A 25,840-nucleotide genomic window follows, 5' to 3' on the forward strand; every position below is an offset into this window, starting at 1 on the left:
GGCGGGGGAGAGTCATGGCCAACATCAGCAATTCATCATCTGACAGGAGCGACGGCGCCATTGCCGGCCGCACCCCGTCAGGAGGGCAGGAAAGTGCCTTCGCCAAACGTCTGGACCGGATCCAGATGCACCTTCGGCGGGAGTGGCAGGTCTACCTGATGCTCGCCCCGACGATCATCTGGTTCCTGCTGTTCCTGTATCGCCCGATGTACGGGCTGCAGATCGCCTTCAAGGACTACTCCGTGTTCCTCGGCTTCGAGGGCAGCCCCTGGGTCGGGTTCGAACACTTCCAGACCCTGTTCCAGAGCGACCAGTTCCTGCGCGCCCTGAAGAACACGGTGATCATCTCGTCCTTGACCCTGGTCTTCGGCTTCCCGATGCCGATCATCCTGGCGCTGATGTTCAACGAGATCCTGAACGAGACCTTCAAGCGGACGGCCCAGACCATCGTCTACCTGCCGCACTTCATCTCTTCGGTGATCATCGCGGGTATCATCATCACGGCGTTCTCGCCCTCTGCGGGTATCGTGAACACCGTCATCGGATGGTTTGGAGTGGAACCGATCTACTTCCTGACGAAACCGGAATGGTTCAGGCCGATCTTCATCGGTGCGGGCATCTGGCAGGAAGCGGGCTTCCAGTCGATCGTCTTCCTCGCGGCCATCGCGGGCGTGAATCCCTCGCTCTACGAATCCGCCGTGGTCGACGGTGCAAACCGCTGGCAGATGATGTGGAAGATCACCATCCCCTGCATCATGCCGACGATCATCATCATGCTGATCATCCGTATCGGCAACCTGCTGGAAGTTGGCTTCGAGATGATCATCCTTCTCTACCAGCCGGCCACCTACCAGACGGCGGACGTGATCAACACCTTCATCTACCGTCAGGGCCTCATCGGCGGACAATACGACCTCGCCGCAGCGGCCGGTCTGTTCAACGCCGTGGTCGCCTTCACCCTGGTGATGACCGCGAACACGATCTCCAAACGCGTCTCCAAGACGTCGCTGTGGTGAGGCAAGTCCGATGAAAAACATGAACCTCTACTCGCGCGGCGACAAGATCTTCGTCTTCGCCAACATGGTGCTGATCGCGCTGTTCACGATCGCCGCGCTGTACCCCTTCATCTACATCGCCGCGCTGTCCTTCAGCTCGGGATTTGCAGCCGCCGCCGGCAAGGTCGTGCTCACGCCGATCGAGTTGACGATGGCCGCCTACGAGAGGGTGATGTCGGAGCCCGCGTTCTGGAACTCCTACAAGAACACCTTCATCTACACCTTCGGCGGCACGCTGACTTCGCTGCTGATCGTGATCCCGGGCGCCTATGCCCTGTCGCGGCCGCAGCTCTGGGGGCGTCGCTTCTGGAACCTGCTGGTGGCGTTCACGATGTGGTTCCACGCCGGCATGATCCCGTTCTTCCTGAACATGCGGGACCTGGGCCTGCTGGACAGCTACTTCGGCATCATCATCGGTTTCGCGGTCAACGCCTTCAACATCATCCTGCTCCGGAACTTCTTCGAGAGCATTCCCGCTTCCTTCGAAGAAGCGGCCCGGATGGACGGCGCCAACGAATGGCAGGTGCTCTGGAAGGTCTTCGTTCCGCTCTCGAAGCCGGCCATCGCCACGATCACGCTCTTCTGCATCGTGGCGCGCTGGAACGGCTTCTTCTGGGCGATGGTGCTGCTGACCGACGAGGGCAAGATCCCGCTTCAGGTCTACCTGCGCCACACGATCGCGGAACTCAGCGACGACGAGGAATTCTCGTCGACCCTGCTCTCCGCACCCTACTCGGTGGAGACGGTCACGGCGGCGATCATCGTCTGTTCGATCATCCCCGTCCTGCTCATCTACCCCTGGGTTCAGAAGTACTTCAACAAGGGCATTCTGCTCGGAGGTGTGAAGGAATGAATACGTCAATTATCGCATACAGGGAGGTATCCATGCGAATTCTGACACTCACTGCTGCCGCACTGGCGACAACGGCAATGACCGGCGTCACCCCGGCTCTCGCCAACGATGATCTCAAGATCGTCGACGAGCCGCTGGAACTGACGGTCCACATCCACCATGTCCGCTCCACGGCATATGACGAAAACTGGCCGGTGGAGAAGGTGGCCCAGGAGCTTACCAACGTCTATCTCAAGAACGCCACCGTCGGGTCCAACACCACCAACAGCGAGGAGGCCATGAACCTCCTTCTGGCCACCGGCAAGCTGCCCGACATCATCGGCAGCGCCCGGATCAAGGAATCTGTCGACCAGTACGGTCCGCAGGGCGCCTTCCTGCCGCTCAACGATCTGATCGAAGAGCATGCGCCACACATCAAGGCGTTCTTCGACGAGAACCCGGACCTGCTGAAGGCCGCGTCCTCCTCGGATGGCAACCTCTACTACATTCCGTATCTGCCGGACGGCAAATACGGCCGTGGATACTTCATCCGCTACGACTGGCTGGAGGCGCTCGGGCTGGAAGTGCCGAACAACGTCGACGAGCTCTACGAAGTTCTGACCGCGTTCCGGACCCAGGACCCGAACGGCAACGGTATCCAGGACGAGATCCCCTATTTCGCCCGTCAGTGGGAAGAACTGCCCCGTCTGGTGACGCTCTGGGGCGGCAGGTCGTCGGGATCCGACACCTACCACGACTTCTACGTCGAGGATGGCAAGATCCAGTATCCCTACATGGGAGAGGGCTACAAGGAAGGCATCAAGAACCTCGCCAAGTGGTACAAGGAAGGCCTGATCGACCCCGAAGTCTTCACCCGCGGCTCTTCGGCGCGTGAATACCTGCTGTCCGAGAACCTCGGTGGCATGACGCACGACTGGTTCGCCTCCACCGCCGGCTACAACGACTCGCTCCAGGACAAGATCCCCGGCTTCGAGTTCAAGGCGATGATTCCGCCGGAGAACGTCAACGGCGATCGCATCGAGGAGCACCGCCGGATTCTCGTGAAACCGGACGGCTGGGCCATCGGTGGCACCAACAAGCACCCGGTCGAGACCATCAAGTATTTCGACTTCTTCTTCTCGCCCGAAGGCCGCCGGCTGGTGAACTTCGGTGTCGAGGGTGAGCAATACACCATGGTCGACGGCAAGCCGCAGTTCACGGAGGAATTCCTGACCAACGGTCGTCCCGTCAACTCGCAGCTATACGAGATCGGCGCGCAGCTTCAGGCTCGCGGCTACTACCAGGACTACGAGTACGAGAAGCAGTGGTCGAACAAGTACGCTCTGGAGGGCATCGAGCTCTATGAACAGGGCGACTACCTGATCCCCGACTTCCTTGGCGTGGCGATGAACGCCGACGAGCAGCGGGTCTTCGACAAGTACTTCAGCCAGGCCCGGACCTACATGCTCGAGAAGCAGCAGGCCTGGATTCTCGGTGCCGCCGACGTGGAAGAAGAGTGGGATGCCTACATGTCCCAGCTCGACCGCATGGGCATGAATGAAGTGCTCGAAGTCATGCAGTCCGCCTACGACCGTCAGTACGGCGGCTGACCTGATACCTCCCGGCGCCGTCCGTCCGATCCCCGGGCGGGCGGCGTCCCCAAGGCCGGCTCCGCCCGATACTCCGTGTCCCGGGCGGCGCCACATATCCGAAACACCCGATATTCAAGGACGCCCGTCGATGCCTTCGACCGCCACAAAAGACGCCACCGCCTATCTTGATGAACCCAAGGCCGGTCGGCTGAACATCCAGTATGCGCCGTCCGGAGGTCAGGCGGTTGTCGAGAACCCGCCGCGCTTCATGTGGCTGCCCGTGGTCGAGGAGGGCGCCCGCTATGTCCTGCGCGTGTCGCAGGACCCGTCTTTCCCGAAGAAGGCCACGCAGTATTTCACCGATATTCCGCTGAACTTCCTGACCCCCGACGTCGTGTTCGAGCCGGGCGCCTACCATTGGGGCTATGCCGAGTGGGATGCCGAATCCAAGGCTCCGTCGACCGTCTGGAGTTCCACCCGCAGTTTCGTGATCCCCGAGGGCCTGCCGCAGGTTCCGCTCGTCAAGCGTGACGGCCGCTACGCCAAGGCCGACATGGCGCATCCGCGCCTCTGGCTCGGTCCTAAGGAACTTGAAGAATTCAAGAAGGCCGTCGCCAAGGACCCGGACAAGTGCACCTGGTCGACCTTCTACGAAAAGAGTGTCACTCCCTGGATCAACCGGCCGATCACCGAGGAGATCGCGCCCTATCCGAACAACCAGCGGACCCCGCCGGTCTGGCGCCAGGGCTATATCGACTGCCAGGAAGTAATGTACGCCATCCGCCATCTCGCCGTTGCCGGCAAGGTTCTGGACGATCAGGCTCTGCTGGATCGCGCCAAGGAATGGCTCCTGTCCGTTGCCGAGTGGGATCCGAAGGGCACCACCTCGCGCTCCTACACAGATGAATGGGCCTATCGCATCGCCGATGCGCTCGCCTGGGGCTACGACTGGCTTTATGACCAGATGACCCAGGAGGAGCGCGACAAGGTGCGCGCCTCGTTGCTGGAGCGCACCCGCGACGTCGCCGAGCACGCGATCAAGCACGCCAACATCCACCTTTTCCCCTATGACAGCCACGCGGTTCGCTCGGTCTACGCGGTGCTCATCCCCTGCTGCATCGCCATGCTGGGCGAGGAGGAAGAGGCGCGGGAATGGCTCGACTACTGCATCGAGTTCCTGTTCACCGTCTATTCGCCCTGGGGCGACACCGATGGCGGCTGGGCCGAGGGGCCGCATTACTGGATGACCGCCATGGCCTACCTGGTGGATGGCGCCAACTACCTGAAGAACTTCACCGGCATCGATCTCTACAAGCGACCGTTCTTCCAGAAGACAGGGGACTTCCCGCTCTACACCAAGCCGCCGACCACGCGCCGCGGCACCTTCGGCGACGACTCCACCATGGGCGATCTGGTCTGCCTCAAGGTCGGCTACAACCTGCGCCAATACGCGGGCGTCACCGGCAACGGCGCCTACCAGTGGTACTACGACGAGCTGAAGCGGAACGACCCGGGCACCGAGGGCATGTTCTACAACTACGGCTGGTGGGACCTGAACTTCGACGAGATGTGCTACCGTCACGATTACCCGATCGTACAGGCCGAGCCGCCGGCGGACGATCAGCGCCTGCGCTGGTTCAAGGGCATCGGCTGGGCCGCGATCCAGCATAGGATGGGCAACCCCGACGAGCATATCAGCTTCGTCTTCAAGTCCTCTCCCTGGGGCTCGATCAGCCACAGCCACGGCGACCAGAACGCCTTCTGCATGTCGGCCTTCGGCGAAGACCTGATGGTCAACTCGGGCTACTACATCGGTTTCAACACCTCGATGCACCGTCAGTGGCGACGCCAGACGAAGTCGAAATGCGCCATCCTGATCAACGGCAAGGGCCAGTACGCCGACCGCGACAAGATCCTGTCGATGCGTGCCACCGGCAAGGTCGAACTGGCCGAGCAGCGCGAAGACCACATCTACATACGCGGCGATGCGACCGAGGCCTACAAGGTGCTGAGCCCGGAAGTCACGATGGTTCGGCGCGAGGCCTATTTCGTGCATGACAGCTACTTCGTCATCGTCGACAGCATCGACGCCGAGGAACCGGTCAGCATCGACTGGCTCGCCCATGCAAACGGCCCCTTCGATGTCGGCTCCGACAGCTATCGCTACACCGGCGAGAAGGCGGGGTATTATGGCAAGTTCGTCTTCTCCGAAGGCGGGATGCCGAGCATCAAGCAGGTCGAGGGTTACGATGATGTCGACCCGGCCGAATACGAGGGCAAGCCGATCGGCTCGCGGATCGTCGCGACCTTCCCCAAGGCCAAGCGGCACCGGATCGCCACCCTGCTCGTGCCCTATCCAAAGGCCGCGCCGCGCCGGGTGTTCAACTTCATCGACGACCAGGGCTATGACGCTGACCTCTACTTCACCGATGCCGAGGAGCGCAGCTTCAAGGTCGTCGTGCAGAAGCTGATGAAAGCCTGACCTTCGATTGCCGGCGCCCTCGCGCGTCGGCAGATCCTTCCCCCAATTGACCACGGAGAACACCGATGGACGTAACCAACTTCTGCTACGGCAAGGACCACGAACTCGAAGACCTTGGTGGCGGCATCAAGCGTCGCATGGCGATTTTCGCCGACAACGCAATGGTCGTCGAAGTGCATTTCGAGAAGGGCGCCGTGGCCGCACTGCACAGCCACCCGCACGAGCAGATCTCCTACGTTCTCTCCGGCGTGTTCGAGTTCGAGATCGGAGACCAGAAGAAGGTCGTCCGTGCCGGCGACAGCACCTACAAGCAGCCCAACATGGTGCATGGCGCGACTTGCCTCGAAGAGGGCGTGCTGCTCGACTTCTTCACGCCGCACCGCGAAGACTTCGTAAAATAGGCCCGGGCGCGCATTGCGCCCCGGACACGACGGCCGGATGAACCCGCTCGCTGCGAGGAAGCCGGCACCGGCAACTCCCATACGCGACTCCCTTCATCGTTTGGGACAGGGCAGCAGACCCGACCGGGCCGTCCGATTGTGGCGGCCCGGTCCATTTCTGGCACCTGCGCCAGTTACGATTATGGACCTCTCGCAGACGAACGCCTTGACACGAGGCCTCGCTTGCTGCAGAGCGAACGCGACGCTGCGCTGCCGCGTGAGCAAGCCGTGCCCTTAATCAGGGCCCAACAGCGCACCTTGATCCAGTTCCCCATCACGCAGGGTTCCTGACGCAACGGCCGGATGCCGCGGGAATCGCCCGTACGTCCCGAGTCCTTGCGAACCCTAGGGCCGCATGTGTGCGGTCATGCAATACAGCCGCGCCGGCACGCACGCCGCGCGGCCAATGAAGGATACGACGTGTTCGATTTCGATATGCTTGGTCTCGCGCCGGCACTGAACGATGCGCTCAAGCGCACCGGATTTACCCAACCTACCCCGATCCAGAACCAGGCCATCCCGCTGGCGATGGAAGGGCACGACATTCTCGGACTCGCTCAGACCGGCACCGGCAAGACCCTGGCCTTCGGCCTGCCGCTGATCGACTACCTGCTCGCCAATCCCGGCAAGCCCGATCCCAAGACCGCCAAGGCCCTGATCCTCGCGCCGACCCGCGAACTGGTGAACCAGATCGCCGAAAGCCTGCGGACGCTGACCAACGGCACCCGGGTGCACGTGGTCGCCGTGGTCGGCGGCCAGTCGATCAACCGGCAGATCACGCAACTCTCCCGCGGGACCGACATCCTTGTCGCCACGCCAGGACGGTTGATGGACCTGATGGATCGGCGCGCAGTCGATCTCGGGTCAGTCCGCCACCTGGTGCTCGACGAGGCCGACCAGATGCTCGACCTCGGTTTCATCCATGCGCTGCGCAAGATCGCGCCGCGCCTCGGCACGCCGCGCCAGACCATGCTGTTCTCGGCCACCATGCCGAACCAGATGGAAGAGCTGAGCCGCGCCTACCTGAACGACCCGCGCCGGGTGCAGGTGTCGCCTCCGGGCAAGCCGGTCGACAAGATCACCCAGTCGGTGCACTTCCTCGACAAGGGTGCCAAGCCCGGCAAGCTGCGGGAGATCCTGTCGCGTGATCCCGAGGCGCTGACGCTGGTCTTTGGGCGCACCAAGCATGGCGCCGAGAAGCTGATGAAGGGGCTCGTGGCCGACGGCTTTAATGCCGCCTCGATCCACGGCAACAAGAGCCAGGGCCAGCGCGACCGCGCGATTAAGGCGTTCCGCGCCGGTGAGATCAAGGTGCTCGTCGCCACCGATGTCGCGGCGCGCGGCATCGACATTCCCGGCGTGGCCTACGTGATCAACTACGACCTGCCCGAAGTACCGGACAACTACGTCCACCGGATCGGCCGGACTGCCCGTGCCGGTCGCGAGGGCGAGGCGATCGCCTTCTGCTCGCCGGACGAAGCCGATCTGCTGCGCCAGATTCAGAAGCTGATGAAGATCGAGGTACCGGTCGCCAGCGGCTCCAGCCCGCTGAACGACGGCGCGGAGGGCGGTGGACGCCGCTCCGGCGCGCCGCGCGGCCGCGGTCGTGGTCAGGGCAAGCCTGCCAACAGCCAGAAACCCGCCGCCGCCAAACGCCGCCGTCCGCGCCGCCGCCGGGCAGCCTGACGCAGGTTTGAAATCGAGTGGGAGAGGGGCGCCAGCGGTGCCCCTTTTCATTTTGGCGCGGATCGTGGCCTATGCGGCCAGCTTGCCCGCCAGGTAGTCGGCTGCGAGCGCCGGGGTGGCGATCCGGACGTAGTCGGCCTCCGGGATATCGATGCACAGACGGGCGTGGAGCGCGGCGACGAGGTTCAGCACGTCCATGGAGTCGAGCTCCAGGTCGTCCTGGATGTGATCGTCATCACCGATTGCGTCGATCTCCAGGTCGGGGGCGACCTTGGTGAGCTCCTCGAGGAAGGCGGCTTTCATCTGTTCCTGGGTCATAGGGTCTCCGGTGCTTGTAGCAATGCATCAACCTCGGCGAGGAACCTGTTGGCCTGCCGTCCATCGCTGACGCGGTGATCTGCCGAGAGCGTGAAGGTCACCACCTGCCGAGGTTCGATTTGTGCAGGCGCGCCGTCGCCGTCGGTCACGATCCAGGGACGCAGCCGGGGCGCTCCGATGGCGAGCAGGGCGACCTGCGGCGGGAAGATGATGCCGGTCATCGTCTCGGCGCCCTTCTCGCCCAGACTCGAGACCGTGATCGTGCCGTTGGTTAGTTCCGAGGAACGCAGGCGCATCGCCCGGGCCCGGGCTACAAGGTCCTTCATCGCGGCCATCAGATCGGGCAGCGGCAACGTGTCGGCGTCCGGGATCGCCGGCGCGATCAGCCCGCCGCCGCGCAGCGCGACGGCCACCCCGAGGTTGACCTGCGGGGCGGGAGCGAACCCGTCCGCGCCGTAATGCCCGTTCATCTCGCTGACCTTGCTGGCGGCCAGCGCGGCGGCCTTCATGAAGAGCGCGCCGAGCAGGATCCGCTCGGCTGGCGCGGCGGTGGCATTGCGGGCGGAGAGCCAGTCCGTCGTCTTCTGCACGTCCACCGTCTGGCTCAGCTGGAAATGCGGGATCTCGCGCTTGGAGCGTTGCATCGCCGCGGCAATGGCCTTGCGCATCTCGGCCATGGCATCGGCCGGAGCTGCGCGGGCAGGGGCCGCCACCTCCGAGGGCGCGCCTTCGACGTCACGGAAGGTGATCGCGCCGCCTGGTCCGCTCCCCGAAATGCCGGAGAGGTCTATCCCACGGTCTGCCGCAAGCCTGCGCGCCGCAGGCGAGGCCGGGAGGCCGATGACCGCCGGCTGTGGCGCATTGACCGGTTCGGGAACCTTTGCGGCGACTGGCGGTGCAGAGACGGGTGTGGGGCGCGCGACCTCGGTCGCCATGTCGGCCGGTTCGGCAGGCGGTGCTTCGCCTTCGGCCAGGATCGTCGCCATCGGTGCGCCGACCGGCAGCGTGCTGCCGAGTTCGGCCTCAAGCGAGCCGACGACGCCCTCCTCGAAGATCTCGACCTCGATGGCGCCCTTCTGGGTTTCGACCACCGCGACGATGTCGCCGCGATGCACCGCATCTCCCGGCTTCACCAGCCATTCGACCAGCTTGCCGGCTTCCATGTCCGCGCCCAGCGAGGGCATCTGGAAAACACCCATGGCTCAACTCCGTCCCAGCGTGGCTTTCGCCGCCGCAACGATCTGCGGCACCTGCGGGATCGCCGCCTGTTCGAGATGGGCAGGGTAGGGGATCGGCACTTCGGCCGAGCAGACCCGCCCGACCGGGGCGTCCATCTGCCAGAACACCTGCTCGTGGATGCGAGCGGCGATCTCGGCCGAGAGCGAACCGCTCTTCCAGCCTTCGTCGACGATCACCGCCCGGCGGGTGCGGCCGACCGATCCCATGATCGTGGTATCGTCCAGCGGACGCAGAACGCGCAAGTCGATCACCTCGGCGCCGATGCCCTCCTTCGCCAGTTCCTCGGCCGCCTCGAGAGTCTTGTAGAGCGAGCCGCCATAGGTGATCAGCGTCACGTCATCGCCCTGTCGCCGTACGGCGGCTTTCGAGATGTCCACCGGTCCGGCGCCCGTGTCGAGCAGCCCGGTCCGGTTGTAGAGCATGACGTTCTCGAAGATCAGCACCGGGTCCGGGTCTTCCAGTGCCGTCCAGAGCATGCCGCGGGCGTCCTCCAGCGTCGCCGGCGCAAGCACCTTGAGCCCCGGGATATGGGAGAACCAGCCTTCGAGGCTGTGCGAGTGCTGGGCGGCGAGTTGCTTGCCCGCGCCGGTCGCCATGCGGATCACCACCGGCACGCCGAACTGGCCGCCCGACATGTGGCGGACGGTGGCGGCGGTGTTGAGGATCTGGTCGAGCGCCAGGAGCGAGAAGTTGACCGTCATCACCTCGACGATGGGGCGCATTCCGGCGGCGGCCGCCCCGATGCCCGCGCCGGTAAAGCCGGACTCGCTGAGCGGCGTGTCGCGGATGCGATCCTCGCCGAACTCGGCCATCAGCCCCTTGGAGACCGCGTAGCAGCCGCCATAGGCGCCAACGTCCTCGCCCATCAGGAACACCCGCTCGTCGCGGAGAAGCGCGTCGCGGATACCCTGCTTGACAGCCTCGCGATAGGTCGTCTCGACAGTCTCTCCGGAGGGTGGTGTGGGCTCCGGGTCCGGCAACGGTTCGGCCATCGTGTGCTTCATCAGGTCCGCTTTCGGCTCCCAGGTCCCGGCCTCGGCAAAGGCCACGGCCTGGGCTATCTCGTCATCGATCTCGCGTTCGACGCGGTCGACATCCTCCTGGTGCAGCAGCCCGTTCTTAAGCAGCCAGGTCTGGAACTGGACGATTGGTCCGCGTTTGCGCCAGGTCTCGACTTCCTCCTTGGTGCGGTAGAGCTGGGCGTCGAACATCGAATGCGGGCGGAAACGATAGGTCTTGCACTCGAGGAACACCGGCTTGCCGGTTTCCCGGATGTGCCGGATCGCGGTCCGCGCCGCGGCCTCGACGGCCACCACGTCCATCCCGTCCACCACCCGGCTCTCCATGCCGTAGGCGGCAGCCTTTTCGTGGATGTCCGTGTCGGAATCGTAGCGTCCGATCGCGGTGCCCATGGCATAGCCGTTGTTCTCGCAGACGAAGAGCACCGGCAGCCCCCAGAGCGCGGCGAGGTTCATCGACTCGTGGAACTCGCCTTCCGCTGTCGCGCCGTCGCCGAAGAAGCAGGCGGTCACGTGGGTCTGGCCTCGCATGTGATCGGCCAGCGCGATCCCGACCGCCAACGGCAGACCGCCGCCGACGATGGCGTTGCCGCCGTAGAAGTTCGTGGCGGCGTCGAAGATGTGCATGGAGCCGCCGCGCCCGCCCGAGGAGCCCTCGGCCTTGCCGTACATCTCGGCCATGACTTCGGTCATCGGCACCCCGCGCGCCAGCGCCTGCCCGTGCTCGCGGTAAGTGGCGACGATCTTGTCGTCCTTGCCCAGCACCGGAATCACACCGGCGGCAATCGCCTCCTCGCCGTCATAGAGATGGAGGAAGCCGCGGATCTTTTCCTGGCTGTAGAGCTCGGCGCATTTGTCCTCGAACTTCCGGATGCGGATCATTCCTGTCAGCAGCGACAGGACGTGCTCGCGCGTAAGATGCGGTTTGTCGATCACGGTCATGTCTCGTCAGTCTCCAGGGTTGAGATATCCCCCTCGGGCAGGCCCAGTTCGCGCGCCTTGAGCAGGCGGCGCATGATCTTGCCCGAACGGGTCTTGGGCAGGGTGTTGCGGAAGACGATCTCGCGCGGGGCGACGGCGGGCCCGAGTTTCTTGCGGGCATGGCCGCGGATCTCCCGCTCCAGTTCCTCGCCCGGCGTGAATCCTGGGTTGAGCGTGACGTAGGCCTTGATGACCTCGCCCGCGGTTTCGTCGGGTACGCCGATGACGCCGGCCTCGGCCACCGCCTCGTGCTCGATCAGCGCGCTCTCCACCTCGAACGGGCCGACCAGGTGGCCGGAGGACTTGATGAGGTCGTCGGCGCGGCCGACGAACCAGTAGTATCCGTCCTTGTCCCGCATCGCGAGGTCGCCCGAGAGATACCAGCCATCGACGAAGCATTTGTCGTAGCGAGCCTGCTCGTGCAGGTAGGTGCGCATCATCGACGGCCAGCCGGGCCTGAGCGCCAGCTCGCCGATCTCGCCGTCGCCCAGCTCCTTCAGGCCGGTCTGCGTGCGCTCGACGATGCCGGCCTCGATACCGGGCATCGGCTTGCCCATCGAGCCGGGCCGCACCTCCTGCGCAGCGAGGTTGGCGATCATGATGCCGCCGGTCTCGGTCTGCCACCAGTTATCGTGGAACGGCTTGCCGAACACCCGGTTGGACCAGACGACGGCCTCGGGGTTCAGCGGCTCGCCGACAGACGCGAGGAACCTCAGGCTGGAAAAGTCGTAGGGTTTGGCGGCCGCGTCGCCCGCGCGCATCATCATGCGGATCGCAGTGGGCGCGGAATACCAGACCTCGACCTTCTCCCTCTGGATGGTCGAATACCAGCGGTCGAGGTCGAACTCCGCCTCGTCCACGATCATCGTCACCCGGTTTACCAGCGGCGAGATGATGCCATAGGAGGTGCCGGTGACCCATCCTGGATCGGCGGTGCACCAGTAGATCGTGCCCGGTGTCAGCTCCAGCGCGTAACATCCTGAAATGGCGTGATAGAGCACCGCCTTGTGGACATGCACGGCACCCTTGGGTCGACCGGTGGTGCCGGAGGTGAAGTGAATGAGCGCCGGGTCCTCGGGCAGGGTGCGCGCCGCTTCGAAGTCCGGCGACGCGTCCTCCATCGCGGGACCGAGTGCCACGCAGCCTTCAGGGGCTTCCTCGCCCACGATCAGCACGAGTTTCAGGGACGGGATCTCGTCCCGCCATTGGGCGATCTTGCGACGATACAGGGTTTCGGTCGTCACCAGCGCCTTGGCGGTGCCGATCTCCATCCGGGTGCGGATCGGCTCCGGCCCGAAGGCCGAGAAGAGCGGCGTGAAGACCATCCCGGCCTTCAGCGTGCCGAGCGCAGCCAGGTAGAGCTCGGGCACGCGCCCCATCAGGGCAAAGACGCTGTCACCGCGGGCCAGACCCTGCACCTCGAGAACATTGGCAAACCGCGCCGTGCCTTCGGCCAGGTCGGCATAGGTGAGGTCGCGGTGTTCGTTGTCCTTGCCGAGCCAGCGGATCGCGACCTGGCCGCCATGGCCCTGTGCCACATGCCGGTCCACGGCTTCATGGGCGATGTTGAGATAGCCTCCGGGAAGCCCGTCGAGCATCTGCTCGGCCACTTCCCATGTAAACGTTTTGCGCGCCTCGTCCGGGTTGGGCAGAGACGCACCCCGAGTCCCTCCGGACTCCTTCCGGATTGCCCCAAACATGGTGGATTCCTCCCGGTGAGGATTGTCCCACCGGGCGCGGCATTCCGCCATGATTCACGTCAACGATCCGGCCGAACTTCGGCTCGCGGCAACAGGAAATCCTGACCGGGGTGCGGGAACCGTCAGGCGAAGGAGAGCTGCACCTTGACCGAGGCACTCCTGTCGCCGGCGATCTCGAAGGCCGCCAGCGCCTCTTCGAGGGGGTAGGTCTGGGTGATGATCGGGCGCACGTCCACGGCGCGGCGGTTGATCATGTCGACCGCAACCGCGAACTCCGGATGGAATCGATGGGTGCCCTTCACCACGATCTCCTTGGCGACGATGAGGTTGAGTGGCACCGTCACGTCGCCGGCCACGCCCACTTGCACCAGCGTTCCCAGCGGATGCAACGTCTCGATGGCAGAACGGATCGCAGGCGCGACGGCGGTGCATTCGAAGCAGACGTCGAAATGCCCTTTGTCCGCCGCGTAGCCTGCGAGCGCGTCGGGATCGCGTGCGACATTGATCGTGCGGTTCGCGCCCATCTTCCCGGCAACCGCCAGCGGCACGTCCTGCAGGTCGGTCACCACGATCTCGGCCGCACCGGCCTCGGCGGCGAGCGCGGTGCAGAGCGCGCCGATCGGGCCTGAGCCAGTCACCAGCACCTTGCGCCCGGCCAGATCGCCCGCGAGCGAGCGGGCGTGCAGGCAGACCGACAGCGGCTCGGAACAGGCGGCCTCGCCGATGGAGACGCCCTCGGCCACCTTGAAGCACTGCCCGGCCTTGACCGCCACGCGGTCCCGGAACAGGCCGTTCTCATGCGGCATCCGCATTGCGGAGCCGAGGAAGCGCATGTTCAGGCAGTGGTTGGGCAGGCCCTGATCGCAGTACTTGCAGTAGCCGCAGGGGTGGCTGGGGCTGATCGCGACGCGGTCGCCCACCGCAAGGCCGGTCACATCGGGGCCGAGCTCAACGACCGTTCCTGCGGCCTCGTGGCCGAGGATGATCGGCTCGCGCACCCGGATCGGGCCAAAGCCGCCGTCCTGGTAATAGTGCAGGTCGGAGCCGCAGATGCCACCGGCGCCGATGGCGACGAGGACGTATCCGGCCTCGGGCGCGGCGAGGGGCAGGGTTTCGACGTGAAGGTCCTTCTGGCCGTGAAGACGGCAGACACGGGTTTCCATTGCGGACTCCTAGGGCATCAGGATGGACGGCAGCCAGGTGGCGAGCGGCGACCAGTAGGACACCGCCAGCAGCACGAGGATGTTCGTCAGCAGGAAGGGGAAGATGGCGCGCACCACCGGGGTAAGCTGCAGGTTGGCGATGCCGGCACAGACGAAGAGGCACACACCCACCGGTGGCGTCGTCAGGCCGATCATCAGGTTCAGCACTGCGAAGGTGGCGAAGTGCAGGGGCTCGATGCCAACGGCCTGAGCCAGCGACAGCAGCGGCACGAAAAGGATGATCAGGGCCGCGATCGTTTCCATGAACATGCCCACGAAGAGCAGCAGGATGTTGATGATCAGGATCACCAGGATCCGGTTGTCGGTCAAAGAGAGCACCCCGTCGGCGATCGCTTGCGGGATCCGTTCGGAGACGAGGATCCAGCCGAAGACGTTAGCAAACCCCACGAGCGACAGGATCGCGGCCGAGGAGATCGCGCTGTCCACGACGACCTTGGGAACCTCGCGGATCGGCAGTTCGCGGTAGACGAAGGCGCCGACGACGAAGGCATAGGCCGAGGCGACGATGGCGGTTTCTGTCGGGGTGGCGAGGCCGCTCAGCAGCCCGTAGATGATGAGCCCGGTCATGGCGAGCGCCCAGAACGCCGAGGCGAAGGAGCGTCCGACCTCGCCGAAGCCTTCCCACTTCTGGCGCGGGTAGTTCTTGCGCACCGAGATGATGTAGCAGGTCACCATCATCGCCAGCCCCATCAGGATGCCGGGAATGGCGCCGGCCATGAACATCTTGCCGACCGAGATTCCGGAGAGCGCGCCAACGATGATCATCGGCACCGAGGGCGGAATGATCGGGCCGACGGTGGAGGAGGCGGCGGTGACGGCGGCGGAGAAGTCAGCCGGGTAGCCGGCCTTCTTCATGCCGGGGATCATCACGCCCCCGATGGAGGCGGCATCGGCCACCGCGGTGCCGGTAATGCCGCCGAAGAGCATGGAGGCGGCGATGTTGGTGAGGCCAAGCCCGCCACGGATCCAGCCGACCAGCGCGTTGGCGAAACGGATGATGCGGTTGGTGATGCCGCCGCGGTTCATCAGGTTGCCGGCGAGGATGAAGCCCGGGATCGACAGCAGCACGAAAACGTCCATGCCGGCATAGATCTTCTGCGGCATCACCACGAGCGGGATACCGGCGAGCACGAGATAGATCAGCGAGGACAGCGCCAGCGTCACCGCGACCGGCACGCCAATGATCAGGCCGGTCACGAAGACGGCAAAGAGAACATAGACTTCCATGGGTTCAGTCCTCCTCGCGGGCCTTGAGTGGCAGCCCGTTGCTGCGTCCGGCGAGCATGTTGATCACGCGCAGCGCGGCAAAGAGGAAGAGCAATGCCAGCAGAAGGGTGACTGTAATATGGATCAGGTCCATGCGGATGCCCATGGCCGGCGACGTCTGCATCTTGCCGATGGAGGTGAACTTCCACGCATGGGGGATGAGAATGAGCGCGACGGCGCCGGTGAGGAACGCGGAGACCAGGCGCAGCACCCATGGCAGCGGTTCGGGCAGGTTCTCGCAGATCACGTCCACGTTGACGAGGTCGCCGCTGCGGAACGAGAGGCCGACACCGAAGGCCGCAAGATAAAGCAGGGCGAAGCGGGTCATCTCTTCCGTCCAGACTGGCGAGGCGCCGGTCGTGCGGCCGATCACCTGGACCAGGACGACGACAATGAGAAGGGCGAAGGAAAGGCCGACACCGACCTTGCACAACGCGGAGACGAGGTTGGTCAACCGTTCCAGCGCGTTCATCGAATATTCCTGTGGGGCAGTGGGGAGGGGCCGGGGCGCCAGCAAGCGCCCCGGCCCGGTGCGTGAGTGGAGCTTATTCGTTGAACAGCGCTTCAACGTAGGGCTTCACCTCGTCGCTGACGTTGGCAAGCACGGCGTCCTTGGCCTTGGCGGCAAAGGCGGCGCCGTCGACCTCGACGAAGGTCACGCCCTTCTCCTCAAGCCAGGCCTTGTCTGCGGCGAGGCTTTCGAGGAACAGCCCGCGCTCGTATTCCTGCGCGATTGCTGCAGCTTCCATGACGGCGGCCTTGTCGTCGTCCGAGAGCTTGCCCCATGTCTGTTCGGCGATGGTCAGGTAGATCCAGGAGCGGACGTGCTCGGTCTCGTTCACGTGGCTCTGCACCTCGTTGAAGTTGGCCGAACGGATCAGCGCCAGCGGGTTCTCCTGTGCGTCGATGGTGCCGTTCTGCAGTGAGGTGAAGACCTCGGAGAAGGCCATCGGCGTGGGCTGGGCGCCGAGCGCCTTCCAGACGTCGACAAAGAGCGGCACGTTCGGCACGCGCATCTTCAGGCCTTGCAGATCATCGGGCGTGGTGATCGGACGGTTCGACGTCAGATCGCGCGGGCCGCGGGCGAAGAAGGCGATCGGGCGGATCTGGGCCTTCTCGATGATCTGGGCCTCGATTGCGTCACCGACTTCGCCGCCGGCCGTGGCGTCCATGTGCTCCAGCGACTTGTAGGCGTAGGGGACGGCCAGAAGCGCAGCCATCGGCGCCCAGTTCTGCAGGGATTCGCCGGTGATCGTCATGTCGACGGTGCCAAGCTGCATGCCGTTGATCAGGTCGATTTCCTTGCCGAGCGACTCGTTGGGATAGACCTCGACCTCGATGCGGCCTTCGGTGAGGCGGGCAAGTTCTTCGCCGAACTTGACGGAGGCCAGGTGCCAGGGGTTTTCCTCGTTGGCCAGGTGGCCGAGCTTGAGCGTCATGTCGGCGGCGAAGGCCGCGCTCGACAGAACGGTCGACGCAAGGCCGGCGACCAGCAGGCTTCCGATGGTGGTCTTGAGAGTCATGGGGTTCCTCCTCGTTGATGACTCGTGATTTGGGTGTTCACTCCGGTGGCGGCGCCCTGAAGGCATCGGGGTGCGCGCGAATGATGTCGGGCAGGTCGCTCAGGACCGCCCGCAAATGGAGCCGGATCGCCTCCCCCGCGGCGGCGACGTCGCCGGCCTCGATGGCATCGACGATCTCGACGTGCTGCTCGATCAGGCGTTCGACCGGGAACAGGTCGAAGCTGAGGTAGCGGACCCGGTCCATCTGGGATTTCAGTCCGCTGACCAGCTTCCAGATCGAGGCCTTTCCTGCCCCGGCGGCCAGTGTCTCGTGAAATGTCTCGTCGGCGGTGATGAAGTCCGAGGGGGCGTTGGCCGCGATCGCCTTCTGCTCCTCGATCTGGTGACGCAGGCGGAGCACCAGTTCGCGGTCGCGTGACTGGGCCAGAAGCCGGACGATGTCGGCCTCGATGGCTTCGCGGACAAAGCGGATGTCCAGCACCGCGTCGCAGTCGATCTTGCGCACGACGGTCCCGCGTTGCGGGCGGATTTCGATCAGCCCTTCCTCGGCAAGCTTGATGAAGGCCTCGCGCACCGGTTGGCGGCTGATCTCGTATTCACGCGCGATCTCGGCCTCCGAGATCCGGGCGCCGGGCTTCAGATCGTTGCGCACCACACGCTCCCTGAGAAGCGCGTGCAGCTGCGGGCCGATCGGTGCGGTCATGTCCAGTTGCATGTCGTGGCGTCCCTCGGAGTCGCTCCGGTCGAGCCGTGTATCCTCCATACTTCCATACTAGTCAATGATTCCGATGGGTGGTATCAGGTCGTCGGGCAGAGTCGCTGCCGGGAAACCGAAGAGGGGTCGGAAGATATGAGACAGACATGGCGGTGGTTCGGGCCGAAGGATCTTGTGTCGATCGACGACGTGCGGCAGGCCGGCGCAGAGGGGATCGTCTCGGCGCTGCATCACCTGCCCACAGGCTCGGTCTGGACACCGGACGAGATCGAGGCCCGCAAGACGGTGATCGCCACCATGGCCGACGGATCGCCCTCGACGCTGACCTGGGACGTGGTCGAAAGCCTGCCGGTTTCGGAGGACATCAAGAAGCAGACGGGTGACTGGCGCGCGCACATCGAGAATTACCGCACCAGCATGCGCAACCTCGCGGCGGCCGGAATCGAGGTGATCTGCTACAATTTCATGCCGGTGCTGGACTGGACCCGCACGGACCTCGCCTACCGCCTGCCGACCGGCGCGACCTGCATGCGCTTCGACCTTGCCGATTTCGCGGCGTTCGATCTGCACATCCTGAAGCGGAAGGGCGCCGAGGCGGACTTCCCCGATGACGTGCGGGCCGAAGCGGCGGAGCGTTATGGGAAGATGGACGAAGCACAGAAGGAGGCCCTGGCCCGCAATGTCGTCTTCGGGCTGCCGGGCTCGGCGGAATCGTTCACCCTCGACGACGTGCGCCGGCACCTCGACGAATACAGGGGGATCAGCGAGGACCGCCTCCGTTCCCACCTCTCGGCGTTCCTCGAGGAGGTTGCGCCGCTGGCACAGGAACTCGGACTGCGGCTCTGCTGCCACCCCGACGACCCGCCGTTCCCGCTGCTCGGCCTGCCGCGGATCATGTCGACCGAGGCGGACTACCGCTGGCTGGTGAACGCGGTGGACCTGCCCGCGAACGGCATCACGCTCTGCTCCGGTTCGCTCGGCGCGCGCGCCGACAACGACCTGCCCGGCATGATGGAGCGCCTCGGCGACCGCGTGCATTTCCTGCACCTGCGCAACGTTCGGCGCGAGAGCGAGGGCACGCCATGCTCCTTCCACGAGGCCGAGCACCTTGGCGGCGGCACCGATATGGTCGCGCTCATCAAGGCCGCGCTGGCAGAGGAAGCAAAGCGCAAGGCCGCGGGCCGCGCCGATTGCTCGATCCCGTTCCGGCCCGACCATGGACAGGACATTCTCGACGACCAGAAGCGGAAGGCTCAGCCGGGCTATCCGGCGATTGGCCGCCTCAAAGGCCTGGCCGAGCTGAGAGGAATCGCCGCTGCAGTGTCTCACGCGGCGGAGTAACGCGTTCTGACTTCGCGCCGGCCTCGTCCGGCGCGAAATTCTTTTGAGGAGGTCCCATGTCGATCGAAACCCGCTACCCCTCCATCCCCTATCTCGCGGCCAGGGCCCGGCGGCGCGCGCCGTTTTTTGCCTGGGAATACCTCGCCAGCGGCACCGGCCACGAGGTGCTGGTGGACAAGAACCGCGCGGCGATGAACGCCGTCGAGATTGTGCCGCGGGTGCTGAAGGGTCGGTTCATGCCGGATCTCTCGACCGAGATATTCGGTCGCCGCTATACCGTGCCGTTCGGCGCCGGTCCGGTCGGGTTGTCGGGGCTGATGTGGCCCAAGACGGAGATCTACCTGGCGGAGACGGCGGCGCGGAAGGGGATGCCTTACGGGCTCAGCACCACCGCCAACGAGGCGCCCGAGGTCATCGGTCCGCTGGCCGACGGCAACGGCTGGTTCCAGCTCTACACCCCGGTCGATCCCGAGATCCGCGCCGACATGCTGAAACGCGCCGCCGACAGCGGCTTCTCGGTGCTGGTCATCACGGTCGACGTGCCGGTGGGCAGCCGGCGGGAGCGCCAACTCGTGGCCGGCGTGTCGGTGCCGCCCAAGTTCACGCCGCAAAGCATCTTTCGCGCGGCCATGTGCCCGGCATGGTCAATCGCCACCCTGTGCCACGGCATGCCGAAGTTCCGGACGCTGGAGAAATACTTTACCACCAAGTCCTTCGCCGGGGCTGCGCGGCTGGTGGGGCAGGTCGTTGACGGGCGGCCGGACTGGGAAATGATCCGCCAGATGCGGGAGGCCTGGGACGGCCCACTGGTCATCAAGGGCATCCTGTCGGAAGAGGATGCGCGGATGGCTGTCGAGGTCGGGGCCGACGGGATCGTGGTGTCGAACCACGGCGGGCGGCAGTTCGACGCCGCCCCGGCCGCGATTACGGCGTTGCCGGGCATCGTCGAGGCCGTGGGCGGACGCATCAAGGTGATCTTCGACAGCGGCATCGAGAGCGGGCTTGATATCCTCCGGGCGCTCTGGCTCGGGGCGGATTTCTGCCTGCTGGGCCGGGCCTTCCTGTACGGAACTGCCGCGCTCGGGGCGCGCGGGGGCGACCACGTTTACGAAATCCTGAAGGCGGATCTCGAGACCAACATGGTCCAGTTCGGCGCGGCTTCGGTTCAGGAAATCCGCGCGGCAGTCGCCGAACGCAGGGCGGCCTGACGGCCGATCAGCCCCAAGGACCTGCGTCGTTGCTGCCGGAGGCGGGCCGGCGCGCCCGACTGGGCGCGCGGGATGCGCCGTGGCCCTGGCGCGCCATCTCGTGCAGCGCAGCGACCCGGTTTTCCGTGGCAGGGTGAGTGGCAAACAGGTTATCACGCCGGTAGGCGTGCAGCGGGTTGATTATGAACATGTGCGCTGTGCCCGGATTGCGTTCCGCCGAGGCGTAGTCGATTCGCGAAGCGCCTGCCTGAATCCGTTCCAGCGCCGAGGCCAGCCACAGCGGATTGCCGCAGATTTCGGCCCCCGCTCGGTCGGCGGCATATTCCCGCGTCCGGGAGATCGCCATCTGCACCAGGCCGGCCGCCATTGGCGCCAGGAACATCATCGCCAACGTGCCGACAATTCCCGGTCCCTCGTCGCGGCGCCCGCCGAAGAACATCGCGAAATTGGCGAGCATGGTGATGGCGCCGGCGAAGGTCGCCGTCACCGTCATGATCGCTGTGTCGTGGTTGCGGATATGGGCCAGTTCATGGGCGATGACCCCGGCCAGTTCCTCGCGCGACAGGCTGCGCATGAGCCCGGTTGTCACCGCCACGGCGGCGTTCTCCGGGTTTCGGCCGGTGGCGAAGGCGTTGGGCTGCGGCGTATCGATCAGATAGATCGCGGGCACCGGCAGGTTGGCGTTCCGCGCAAGCTCACCCACCATCACCGCAAGGCCGGATCGGTCGATCGGGCTCAACTCCTGCGCATTGTGCATCCGCAGGACCATCTTGTCCGAGTTCCACCAGGTGAAGGCATTCATCGCCGCGGCGGCGAGCAGGGCAAAGACCATGCCCCCGGTTCCGGCCAACAGGTAGCCGACGCCCATGAAAAGAGCGGTCATGGCAGCCATCAGCAGCGCTGTTCGGACATATCCCATCGGCGGCACTCCTGCGATCCGGATGCGGGAAGACGACCTCAGGGATATAGGCAGGCGCCCCGCGCGTTCAATCGATTCCGGCGCGGGTGGCGCGCCGGAAGGCATTGCCGGGAGCCGCCTGGATGGTAGACAGTCGGGCGAACCGATCACGCGCAGCCACGCCCTGCAGGGAGGCAAGACATGACCACGCCCGGAACCCGGCCCGCCCACGCCGATCTCGCGTCCTATATCGATCACACGCTGCTCAAGCCCGATGCGCGGCCGGAGGAGGTGGAGACGCTCTGCTCCGAGGCCGTGGAATTCGGCTTCAAGGCGGTGTGCGTGAACCCGATCTTCGTGCCGCTGGTCACCGCCTGCCTCAAGGGGAGCGCGGTGGATCCCTGCGCCGTCATCTGCTTCCCCTTCGGCGCCGATCCCACGCCGATCAAGGTGGCGGAGGCCGCCTGGGTGGTGGAACACGGCGCGCGCGAGGTCGACATGGTGATCCCGATCGGCCTGCTGAGATCCGGCGAGCACTCCGCGGTGCGCGACGACATCGCCGCCGTCAAGGAAGCCTGCGGCGACGCCCTGCTCAAGGTCATCATCGAAACCGCGCTTCTGACCGATGCCCAGAAGGAAACGGCCTGCCGCCTGTCGAAGGAAGCGGGCGCCGATTTCGTAAAGACCTCCACCGGCTTTGCCGGCGGCGGGGCGACGGTCGAGGACGTGGCGCTGATGCGCCGCGTGGTCGGGCCGGAGATGGGCGTGAAGGCCTCGGGAGGGGTGCGCACCACCGAGGACGCCCGGCGCATGATCGCCGCCGGCGCCACCCGGATCGGCGCGAGTTCCGGCATCGCCATCGTCGGCGCGGCCTGAGCGCCGGCGGTTTCCCGCGTCCTCCGGCCCTTGCCGGACGGAGGCTGGACCCGAGGCGCATTCGGGGGTAACCGATGCGTTTCCGAAGGTGCGGCTTGGCGTGAGGCAGATGGACGGCATCGAAAAGCGAACAGGGCTGAGGGCAGCGCCCGGGCAGGCCGTGGCCGAGAGCGCCCGGCTGTCGGTCGCCCCGATGATCGACTGGACGGACCGCCACTGCCGGGCGTTCCACCGGGTTCTGTCGCGTCGCACGCTGCTCTACACCGAGATGATCACCGCCCCCGCGCTGGTGCGCGGGCAGGCGCGGCACCTGCTGGATTTCGGCGAGACGGAGCATCCCGTCGCCGTGCAACTCGGCGGCTCCGACCCGGCGGAACTGGCCGAGGCGACGGTCATGGCAACCGATGCGGGCTATGACGAGATCAACCTCAACGTCGGCTGCCCGTCGGACAGGGTGCAGTCCGGCTGTTTCGGCGCGGTGCTCATGGAGCGTCCGGCGCTCGTGGGAGACTGCGTTGCGGCGATGGGGCATGCGACCCAGCTGCCGGTAACCGTCAAATGCCGCATTGGTGTCGACGACCAGGTGCCGGAGGAGGTACTCCCGGCCTTTCTCGAGACGATCCGCGCGGCTGGCGTGCGCCGTGTGATCATCCATGCCCGAAAGGCCTGGCTGCAGGGGCTGTCACCCAAGGAAAACCGCGAGATCCCGCCGCTCGAATATCCGCTCGTCCATGCGATGAAGCGCGCCTTTCCCGACATGCACATCTCGATCAACGGCGGCATCGCCTCGCTCGACGCGGCGCAGGAGCAGCTTGCGGCCGGGACCGACGGGGTGATGATCGGCCGCGCTGCCTATAACCAGCCGGCGCAGATCCTGCTGGAGGCCGACCGGCGCATCTTCGGCGAGGATACGGAACCGCTCACCGCGCTGGAGGCAGTGGAGCAATTCCGGCCCTATATCGCGCGGCACCTGTCGGAAGGAGGGCGGCTGCATTCCGTCACCCGACACATGCTCGGCCTGTTCTCGGGGCGCCCGGGGGCGCGCGGCTGGCGTCGGGTGTTGAGCGAGGGCGCCACCAGGCCCGGCGCCGGTCTGGAAGTTCTGGACGCCGCGCTCGATCATGTGAGAACGCCCGCCGACGCCGCGATCTGAACGGCGAATCAGCTCTCCCGAGCGATCCGCGCAACGCGGCCGCCCCGCCGCTGCGCAAGGCGCGGCGCGCGGTCGGGGAGCGCTGCCATGACGCCCCGCCGCGCCTCGGGGGACATCCGGGACCAGGCCGCGATCTCGTCCATGCTGCGATAGCAGCCGACGCAGAGCCGCTCCTGCGGATGAATCACGCAGACCTTCGTGCAGGGCGATTCGATTTCGTCCCTCTGCCAGGGGGCGTCGTCCTTCATCCTTCGAGCCTCAGGTTCCTCATCCGGTCCAGCGCTCCTTGCAGGATAAACCCGGCGGCCACGTGGTCGATCACCTCTGCGCGACGTTTTCGGGACGTATCCGCCTCCAGCAGCGCGCGTTCCGCGGCCACCGTAGACAGCCGTTCGTCCCAGAAGGTCATCGGCAGCGGTGTCAGCTTCTCGAGATTTCGAGCGAAGGCGCGTGTCGACTGGCAACGCGCGCCTTCGCTGCCGTCCATGTTGCGGGGCAGACCGAGCACGATGCCGCCGACCTCGCGCGCGTTCAGCAGGGCGAGCAGCTTCTCAGCGTCGATCCCGAACTTCTTGCGCCGGATCGTCTCGGCCGGGGTCGCGGTGGAAAGCAGCCGGTCGGAGATCGCCACCCCGATCGTTGCGGTGCCGAGGTCGAGCCCCGCCACCGCCCGGCCGGAGGGCAGGGCCGCGGCGAATTCCGTGATCTCTTCGAATACCAACCGGGTTACTCCGCCACGCCAGCGTCGACCGCCGCCTGGCGGATCAGCTCGAGTTCCTCGGGGCGTTCGGCAAAGACTTGCTGCGCCTCGCCCCAGATTGCCGCGGCCCGGTCGGTGTTGCCCAGAACCCCGTGCGCCCGCACGAGTTGCGCCCAGTCCGACGCCGGTCCGCCCTCGGTGGCGAGCCGCTCGCCGAGCTGGTCGACCATGGCCTGAACCATCGCCTGACGGTCCTCGGGCTCCATCTCCGCCGCCGCGTCGATGTCTTCCTGGCTCGGGCCCCGCTCCTCGATCTCAACCCCGGCGTCGAGCGCCGCCTGCCGGATCGGCGCCAGCGCGGCCGGGTCGGCAAAGGCCTGTTGCGCCTCGGTCCAGATCGCGGTTGCCTGCTCGACATTGCCCATGACGCCATGGGCCCGGATCAGCCGCGCCCAGTCCGAGGGCGGGCCGCCCTCCTCGGCGAGGCGGGCGCCAAGTTGGTCCACCATGTTCTGGATGAACGCCTGACGCTCCTCCGGGCTCATCTCGGCTGCCGCCGCCATGTCCTCGGCAGAGGGACCGCCTGCTCCGCCCGGCACCGGGGCCGGAGCGGGCAGGCTGTACTTGATGCCGGCCATCGCCGCCACGCTCTCCAGCCGGGACCGGATCACCGGCACCCAGGGGTCGCTCGGACGGCTTTGCCTCAGAAGCGGCTCCCAGTACTGGAAGGCCTCGTCGGGGCGGCCGGTCTGCAGGTGCATAAGCCCCACGTAGTAGCGCGCGACCGGCTCATGCGGGTCGCGCTGCAGGGCGTTGCCAAGGGCCCAGTCGGCATCCGCCGAGACATTGCCGCCGGCGGCCTGGATCAGGAGCCCGGCATAGGTGAGGTAATCCTGTGCGGTCGCCATGTCGGCCTTCAGGTCCAGCAGTTTCCGCTGGGCGGCATGGGCGGCGGGGATGTTGCCGATATTGGCCTCGCTGCGCGCCAGAAGCGCCCAGCCTTCCACGTCTTCCGGCGTCTCGGAGACGGCATCGCGCAGTTTCTGGATCAGCTCGGCATATTCGTCGCCCACCGCGACGGGGGGTGTTGCTGGCATCGCGGCCTCGAACTCGGCCTGGCTCGGCCGGTTCTTGCGCTGCTCCTCGGCCATCGACAGCCGCTTGCTGAGCGGCAGGTCCTCGTAGCCCGGCGCGCCGATGCGGTCGTAGAGATAGAATGTGCCGCCAATGACGACGAGACCGGCCACCGCCGCGGTTGCATAGCTCGCCCCGCGCGGCGCAAGCGTCGCCTGCTCCGAGCCCGCACGGTCGGCGTCGAGGATCCTGCGCTTGATCTCGGTGCGCAGGCGTTCGGCTTCCTCCTCGGTCACCACACCGCGGGCGAGATCCTTCTCCACCGAGCGCAGCTGGTCGCGATATATGCCGATGTCCTTGTGCTGCGGATCCGCGTCGCCGGGCTCGCGCGGGCGCAGCATCGGCCAGCCGATCAGCAGGGCGGCGGCGAGCGCGACGAGTGCGGAGATGATCCAGAATGTCATGCGTCCTCCCAGGGCGCCGGTCATGGCATGTGCATTCCCCTCTACCCGGAACCAG

23 protein-coding genes are annotated in these 25,840 nt (G+C 65.7%); 10 read left to right on the forward strand and 13 right to left on the reverse strand.

Annotated elements, in window-relative coordinates:
- The first annotated feature begins 14 nt into the window (after nucleotides 1–14).
- The 6 genes from ACFQ2S_RS05895 (at nucleotide 15) to ACFQ2S_RS05920 (ending at nucleotide 8,087) form a co-directional block, all read left to right on the forward strand.
- On the forward strand, nucleotides 15–1,016 hold the full coding sequence (locus ACFQ2S_RS05895) for an ABC transporter permease (protein ID WP_386073491.1): 1,002 nt from the start codon (nucleotides 15–17) through the stop codon (nucleotides 1,014–1,016).
- Nucleotides 1,017–1,026: 10 nt separating this feature from the next.
- A complete protein-coding gene (locus ACFQ2S_RS05900; protein ID WP_386073493.1) occupies nucleotides 1,027–1,908 on the forward strand; it encodes a carbohydrate ABC transporter permease in 882 nt (293 codons plus the stop codon).
- Nucleotides 1,909–1,940: 32 nt separating this feature from the next.
- The gene (locus ACFQ2S_RS05905) at nucleotides 1,941–3,497 is read left to right on the forward strand and encodes an extracellular solute-binding protein (protein ID WP_386073495.1); all 1,557 of its coding nucleotides are present in this window, start codon (nucleotides 1,941–1,943) and stop codon (nucleotides 3,495–3,497) included.
- A 130-nt stretch (nucleotides 3,498–3,627) separates the two neighbouring features.
- The gene (locus ACFQ2S_RS05910; RefSeq protein ID WP_386073497.1) at nucleotides 3,628–5,961 is read left to right on the forward strand and encodes a DUF4962 domain-containing protein; all 2,334 of its coding nucleotides are present in this window, start codon (nucleotides 3,628–3,630) and stop codon (nucleotides 5,959–5,961) included.
- Between the two features lie 65 nt (nucleotides 5,962–6,026).
- Nucleotides 6,027–6,362 (forward strand): cupin domain-containing protein, encoded by a 336-nt coding sequence (locus ACFQ2S_RS05915; RefSeq protein ID WP_089231221.1) that lies wholly within the window; start codon nucleotides 6,027–6,029, stop codon nucleotides 6,360–6,362.
- Between the two features lie 459 nt (nucleotides 6,363–6,821).
- Complete coding sequence (locus ACFQ2S_RS05920) at nucleotides 6,822–8,087, forward strand: DEAD/DEAH box helicase (protein WP_386073499.1); 1,266 nt, start codon at nucleotides 6,822–6,824, stop codon at nucleotides 8,085–8,087.
- A 69-nt stretch (nucleotides 8,088–8,156) separates the two neighbouring features.
- Here the strand turns inward: ACFQ2S_RS05920 and ACFQ2S_RS05925 are convergent, their stop codons facing one another.
- The 9 genes from ACFQ2S_RS05925 to ACFQ2S_RS05965 form a co-directional block, all read right to left on the reverse strand.
- Nucleotides 8,157–8,405 (reverse strand): acyl carrier protein, encoded by a 249-nt coding sequence (locus ACFQ2S_RS05925; RefSeq protein ID WP_386073500.1) that lies wholly within the window; start codon nucleotides 8,403–8,405, stop codon nucleotides 8,157–8,159.
- On the reverse strand, nucleotides 8,402–9,604 hold the full coding sequence (locus ACFQ2S_RS05930) for a dihydrolipoamide acetyltransferase family protein (RefSeq protein WP_386073502.1): 1,203 nt from the start codon (nucleotides 9,602–9,604) through the stop codon (nucleotides 8,402–8,404). The genes ACFQ2S_RS05925 and ACFQ2S_RS05930 overlap by 4 nt, the downstream gene beginning before the upstream one ends.
- A 3-nt stretch (nucleotides 9,605–9,607) precedes the next feature.
- Nucleotides 9,608–11,605: a pyruvate dehydrogenase (acetyl-transferring) E1 component subunit alpha gene (gene pdhA / locus ACFQ2S_RS05935; RefSeq protein ID WP_386073503.1), complete on the reverse strand. Its 1,998-nt coding sequence runs from the start codon at nucleotides 11,603–11,605 to the stop codon at nucleotides 9,608–9,610.
- A complete protein-coding gene (acsA, locus tag ACFQ2S_RS05940) occupies nucleotides 11,602–13,344 on the reverse strand; it encodes an acetate--CoA ligase (protein WP_386073505.1) in 1,743 nt (580 codons plus the stop codon). Before acsA ends, pdhA begins: the two co-directional genes overlap by 4 nt.
- A 122-nt stretch (nucleotides 13,345–13,466) precedes the next feature.
- Nucleotides 13,467–14,507, reverse strand: coding sequence for an L-idonate 5-dehydrogenase (locus tag ACFQ2S_RS05945; RefSeq protein WP_386073507.1), 1,041 nt, complete (start codon nucleotides 14,505–14,507; stop codon nucleotides 13,467–13,469).
- Nucleotides 14,508–14,516: 9 nt separating this feature from the next.
- Nucleotides 14,517–15,794 carry a TRAP transporter large permease gene (locus tag ACFQ2S_RS05950; RefSeq protein ID WP_386073509.1) on the reverse strand — a complete coding sequence of 426 codons (1,278 nt, stop codon included), beginning with the start codon at nucleotides 15,792–15,794 and terminating at the stop codon, nucleotides 14,517–14,519.
- 4 nt (nucleotides 15,795–15,798) lie between these two features.
- Nucleotides 15,799–16,305, reverse strand: coding sequence for a TRAP transporter small permease (locus ACFQ2S_RS05955; protein ID WP_386073511.1), 507 nt, complete (start codon nucleotides 16,303–16,305; stop codon nucleotides 15,799–15,801).
- A gap of 73 nt (nucleotides 16,306–16,378) precedes the next feature.
- Entirely contained in the window at nucleotides 16,379–17,356 is a 978-nt protein-coding gene (locus ACFQ2S_RS05960) for a TRAP transporter substrate-binding protein (RefSeq protein WP_386073513.1), read from the reverse strand.
- A gap of 37 nt (nucleotides 17,357–17,393) precedes the next feature.
- Nucleotides 17,394–18,119, reverse strand: a complete 726-nt coding sequence (locus ACFQ2S_RS05965) for a GntR family transcriptional regulator (RefSeq protein ID WP_386073514.1) — start codon at nucleotides 18,117–18,119, stop codon at nucleotides 17,394–17,396.
- A gap of 87 nt (nucleotides 18,120–18,206) precedes the next feature.
- Here ACFQ2S_RS05965 and uxuA point away from each other — a divergent pair, with 87 nt between their 5' ends.
- Together uxuA and ACFQ2S_RS05975 are read left to right on the forward strand one after the other, a co-directional pair.
- Nucleotides 18,207–19,412, forward strand: coding sequence for a mannonate dehydratase (gene uxuA, locus ACFQ2S_RS05970; protein WP_386073516.1), 1,206 nt, complete (start codon nucleotides 18,207–18,209; stop codon nucleotides 19,410–19,412).
- 56 nt (nucleotides 19,413–19,468) lie between these two features.
- Nucleotides 19,469–20,620: an alpha-hydroxy acid oxidase gene (locus tag ACFQ2S_RS05975; RefSeq protein WP_386073518.1), complete on the forward strand. Its 1,152-nt coding sequence runs from the start codon at nucleotides 19,469–19,471 to the stop codon at nucleotides 20,618–20,620.
- A 7-nt stretch (nucleotides 20,621–20,627) separates the two neighbouring features.
- On the opposite strand, the gene htpX is transcribed toward ACFQ2S_RS05975, so the two are convergent.
- Entirely contained in the window at nucleotides 20,628–21,539 is a 912-nt protein-coding gene (gene htpX / locus ACFQ2S_RS05980; RefSeq protein WP_089231269.1) for a zinc metalloprotease HtpX, read from the reverse strand.
- Between the two features lie 180 nt (nucleotides 21,540–21,719).
- Between htpX and deoC the strand changes: the two genes are divergently transcribed.
- Entirely contained in the window at nucleotides 21,720–22,394 is a 675-nt protein-coding gene (gene deoC, locus ACFQ2S_RS05985; RefSeq protein WP_386073519.1) for a deoxyribose-phosphate aldolase, read from the forward strand.
- A gap of 109 nt (nucleotides 22,395–22,503) precedes the next feature.
- Nucleotides 22,504–23,547: a tRNA dihydrouridine(20/20a) synthase DusA gene (dusA, locus tag ACFQ2S_RS05990; RefSeq protein ID WP_386073521.1), complete on the forward strand. Its 1,044-nt coding sequence runs from the start codon at nucleotides 22,504–22,506 to the stop codon at nucleotides 23,545–23,547.
- 8 nt (nucleotides 23,548–23,555) lie between these two features.
- Here the strand turns inward: dusA and ACFQ2S_RS05995 are convergent, their stop codons facing one another.
- Genes ACFQ2S_RS05995 through ccmI form a run of 3 tightly spaced genes read right to left on the reverse strand, consistent with a single transcriptional unit; the run spans nucleotide 23,556 to nucleotide 25,785 of the window.
- Complete coding sequence (locus ACFQ2S_RS05995) at nucleotides 23,556–23,795, reverse strand: DUF1289 domain-containing protein (protein WP_386073522.1); 240 nt, start codon at nucleotides 23,793–23,795, stop codon at nucleotides 23,556–23,558.
- Nucleotides 23,792–24,268 (reverse strand): Holliday junction resolvase RuvX, encoded by a 477-nt coding sequence (ruvX, locus tag ACFQ2S_RS06000; RefSeq protein WP_386073524.1) that lies wholly within the window; start codon nucleotides 24,266–24,268, stop codon nucleotides 23,792–23,794. Before ruvX ends, ACFQ2S_RS05995 begins: the two co-directional genes overlap by 4 nt.
- 5 nt (nucleotides 24,269–24,273) lie before the next feature.
- Nucleotides 24,274–25,785 carry a c-type cytochrome biogenesis protein CcmI gene (ccmI, locus tag ACFQ2S_RS06005; protein WP_386073525.1) on the reverse strand — a complete coding sequence of 504 codons (1,512 nt, stop codon included), beginning with the start codon at nucleotides 25,783–25,785 and terminating at the stop codon, nucleotides 24,274–24,276.
- Nucleotides 25,786–25,840: the final 55 nt, after the last annotated feature.

The sequence above is a fragment of the Tropicimonas aquimaris genome (genome assembly GCF_042676185.1).
Lineage (GTDB): Bacteria > Pseudomonadota > Alphaproteobacteria > Rhodobacterales > Rhodobacteraceae > Tropicimonas > Tropicimonas aquimaris.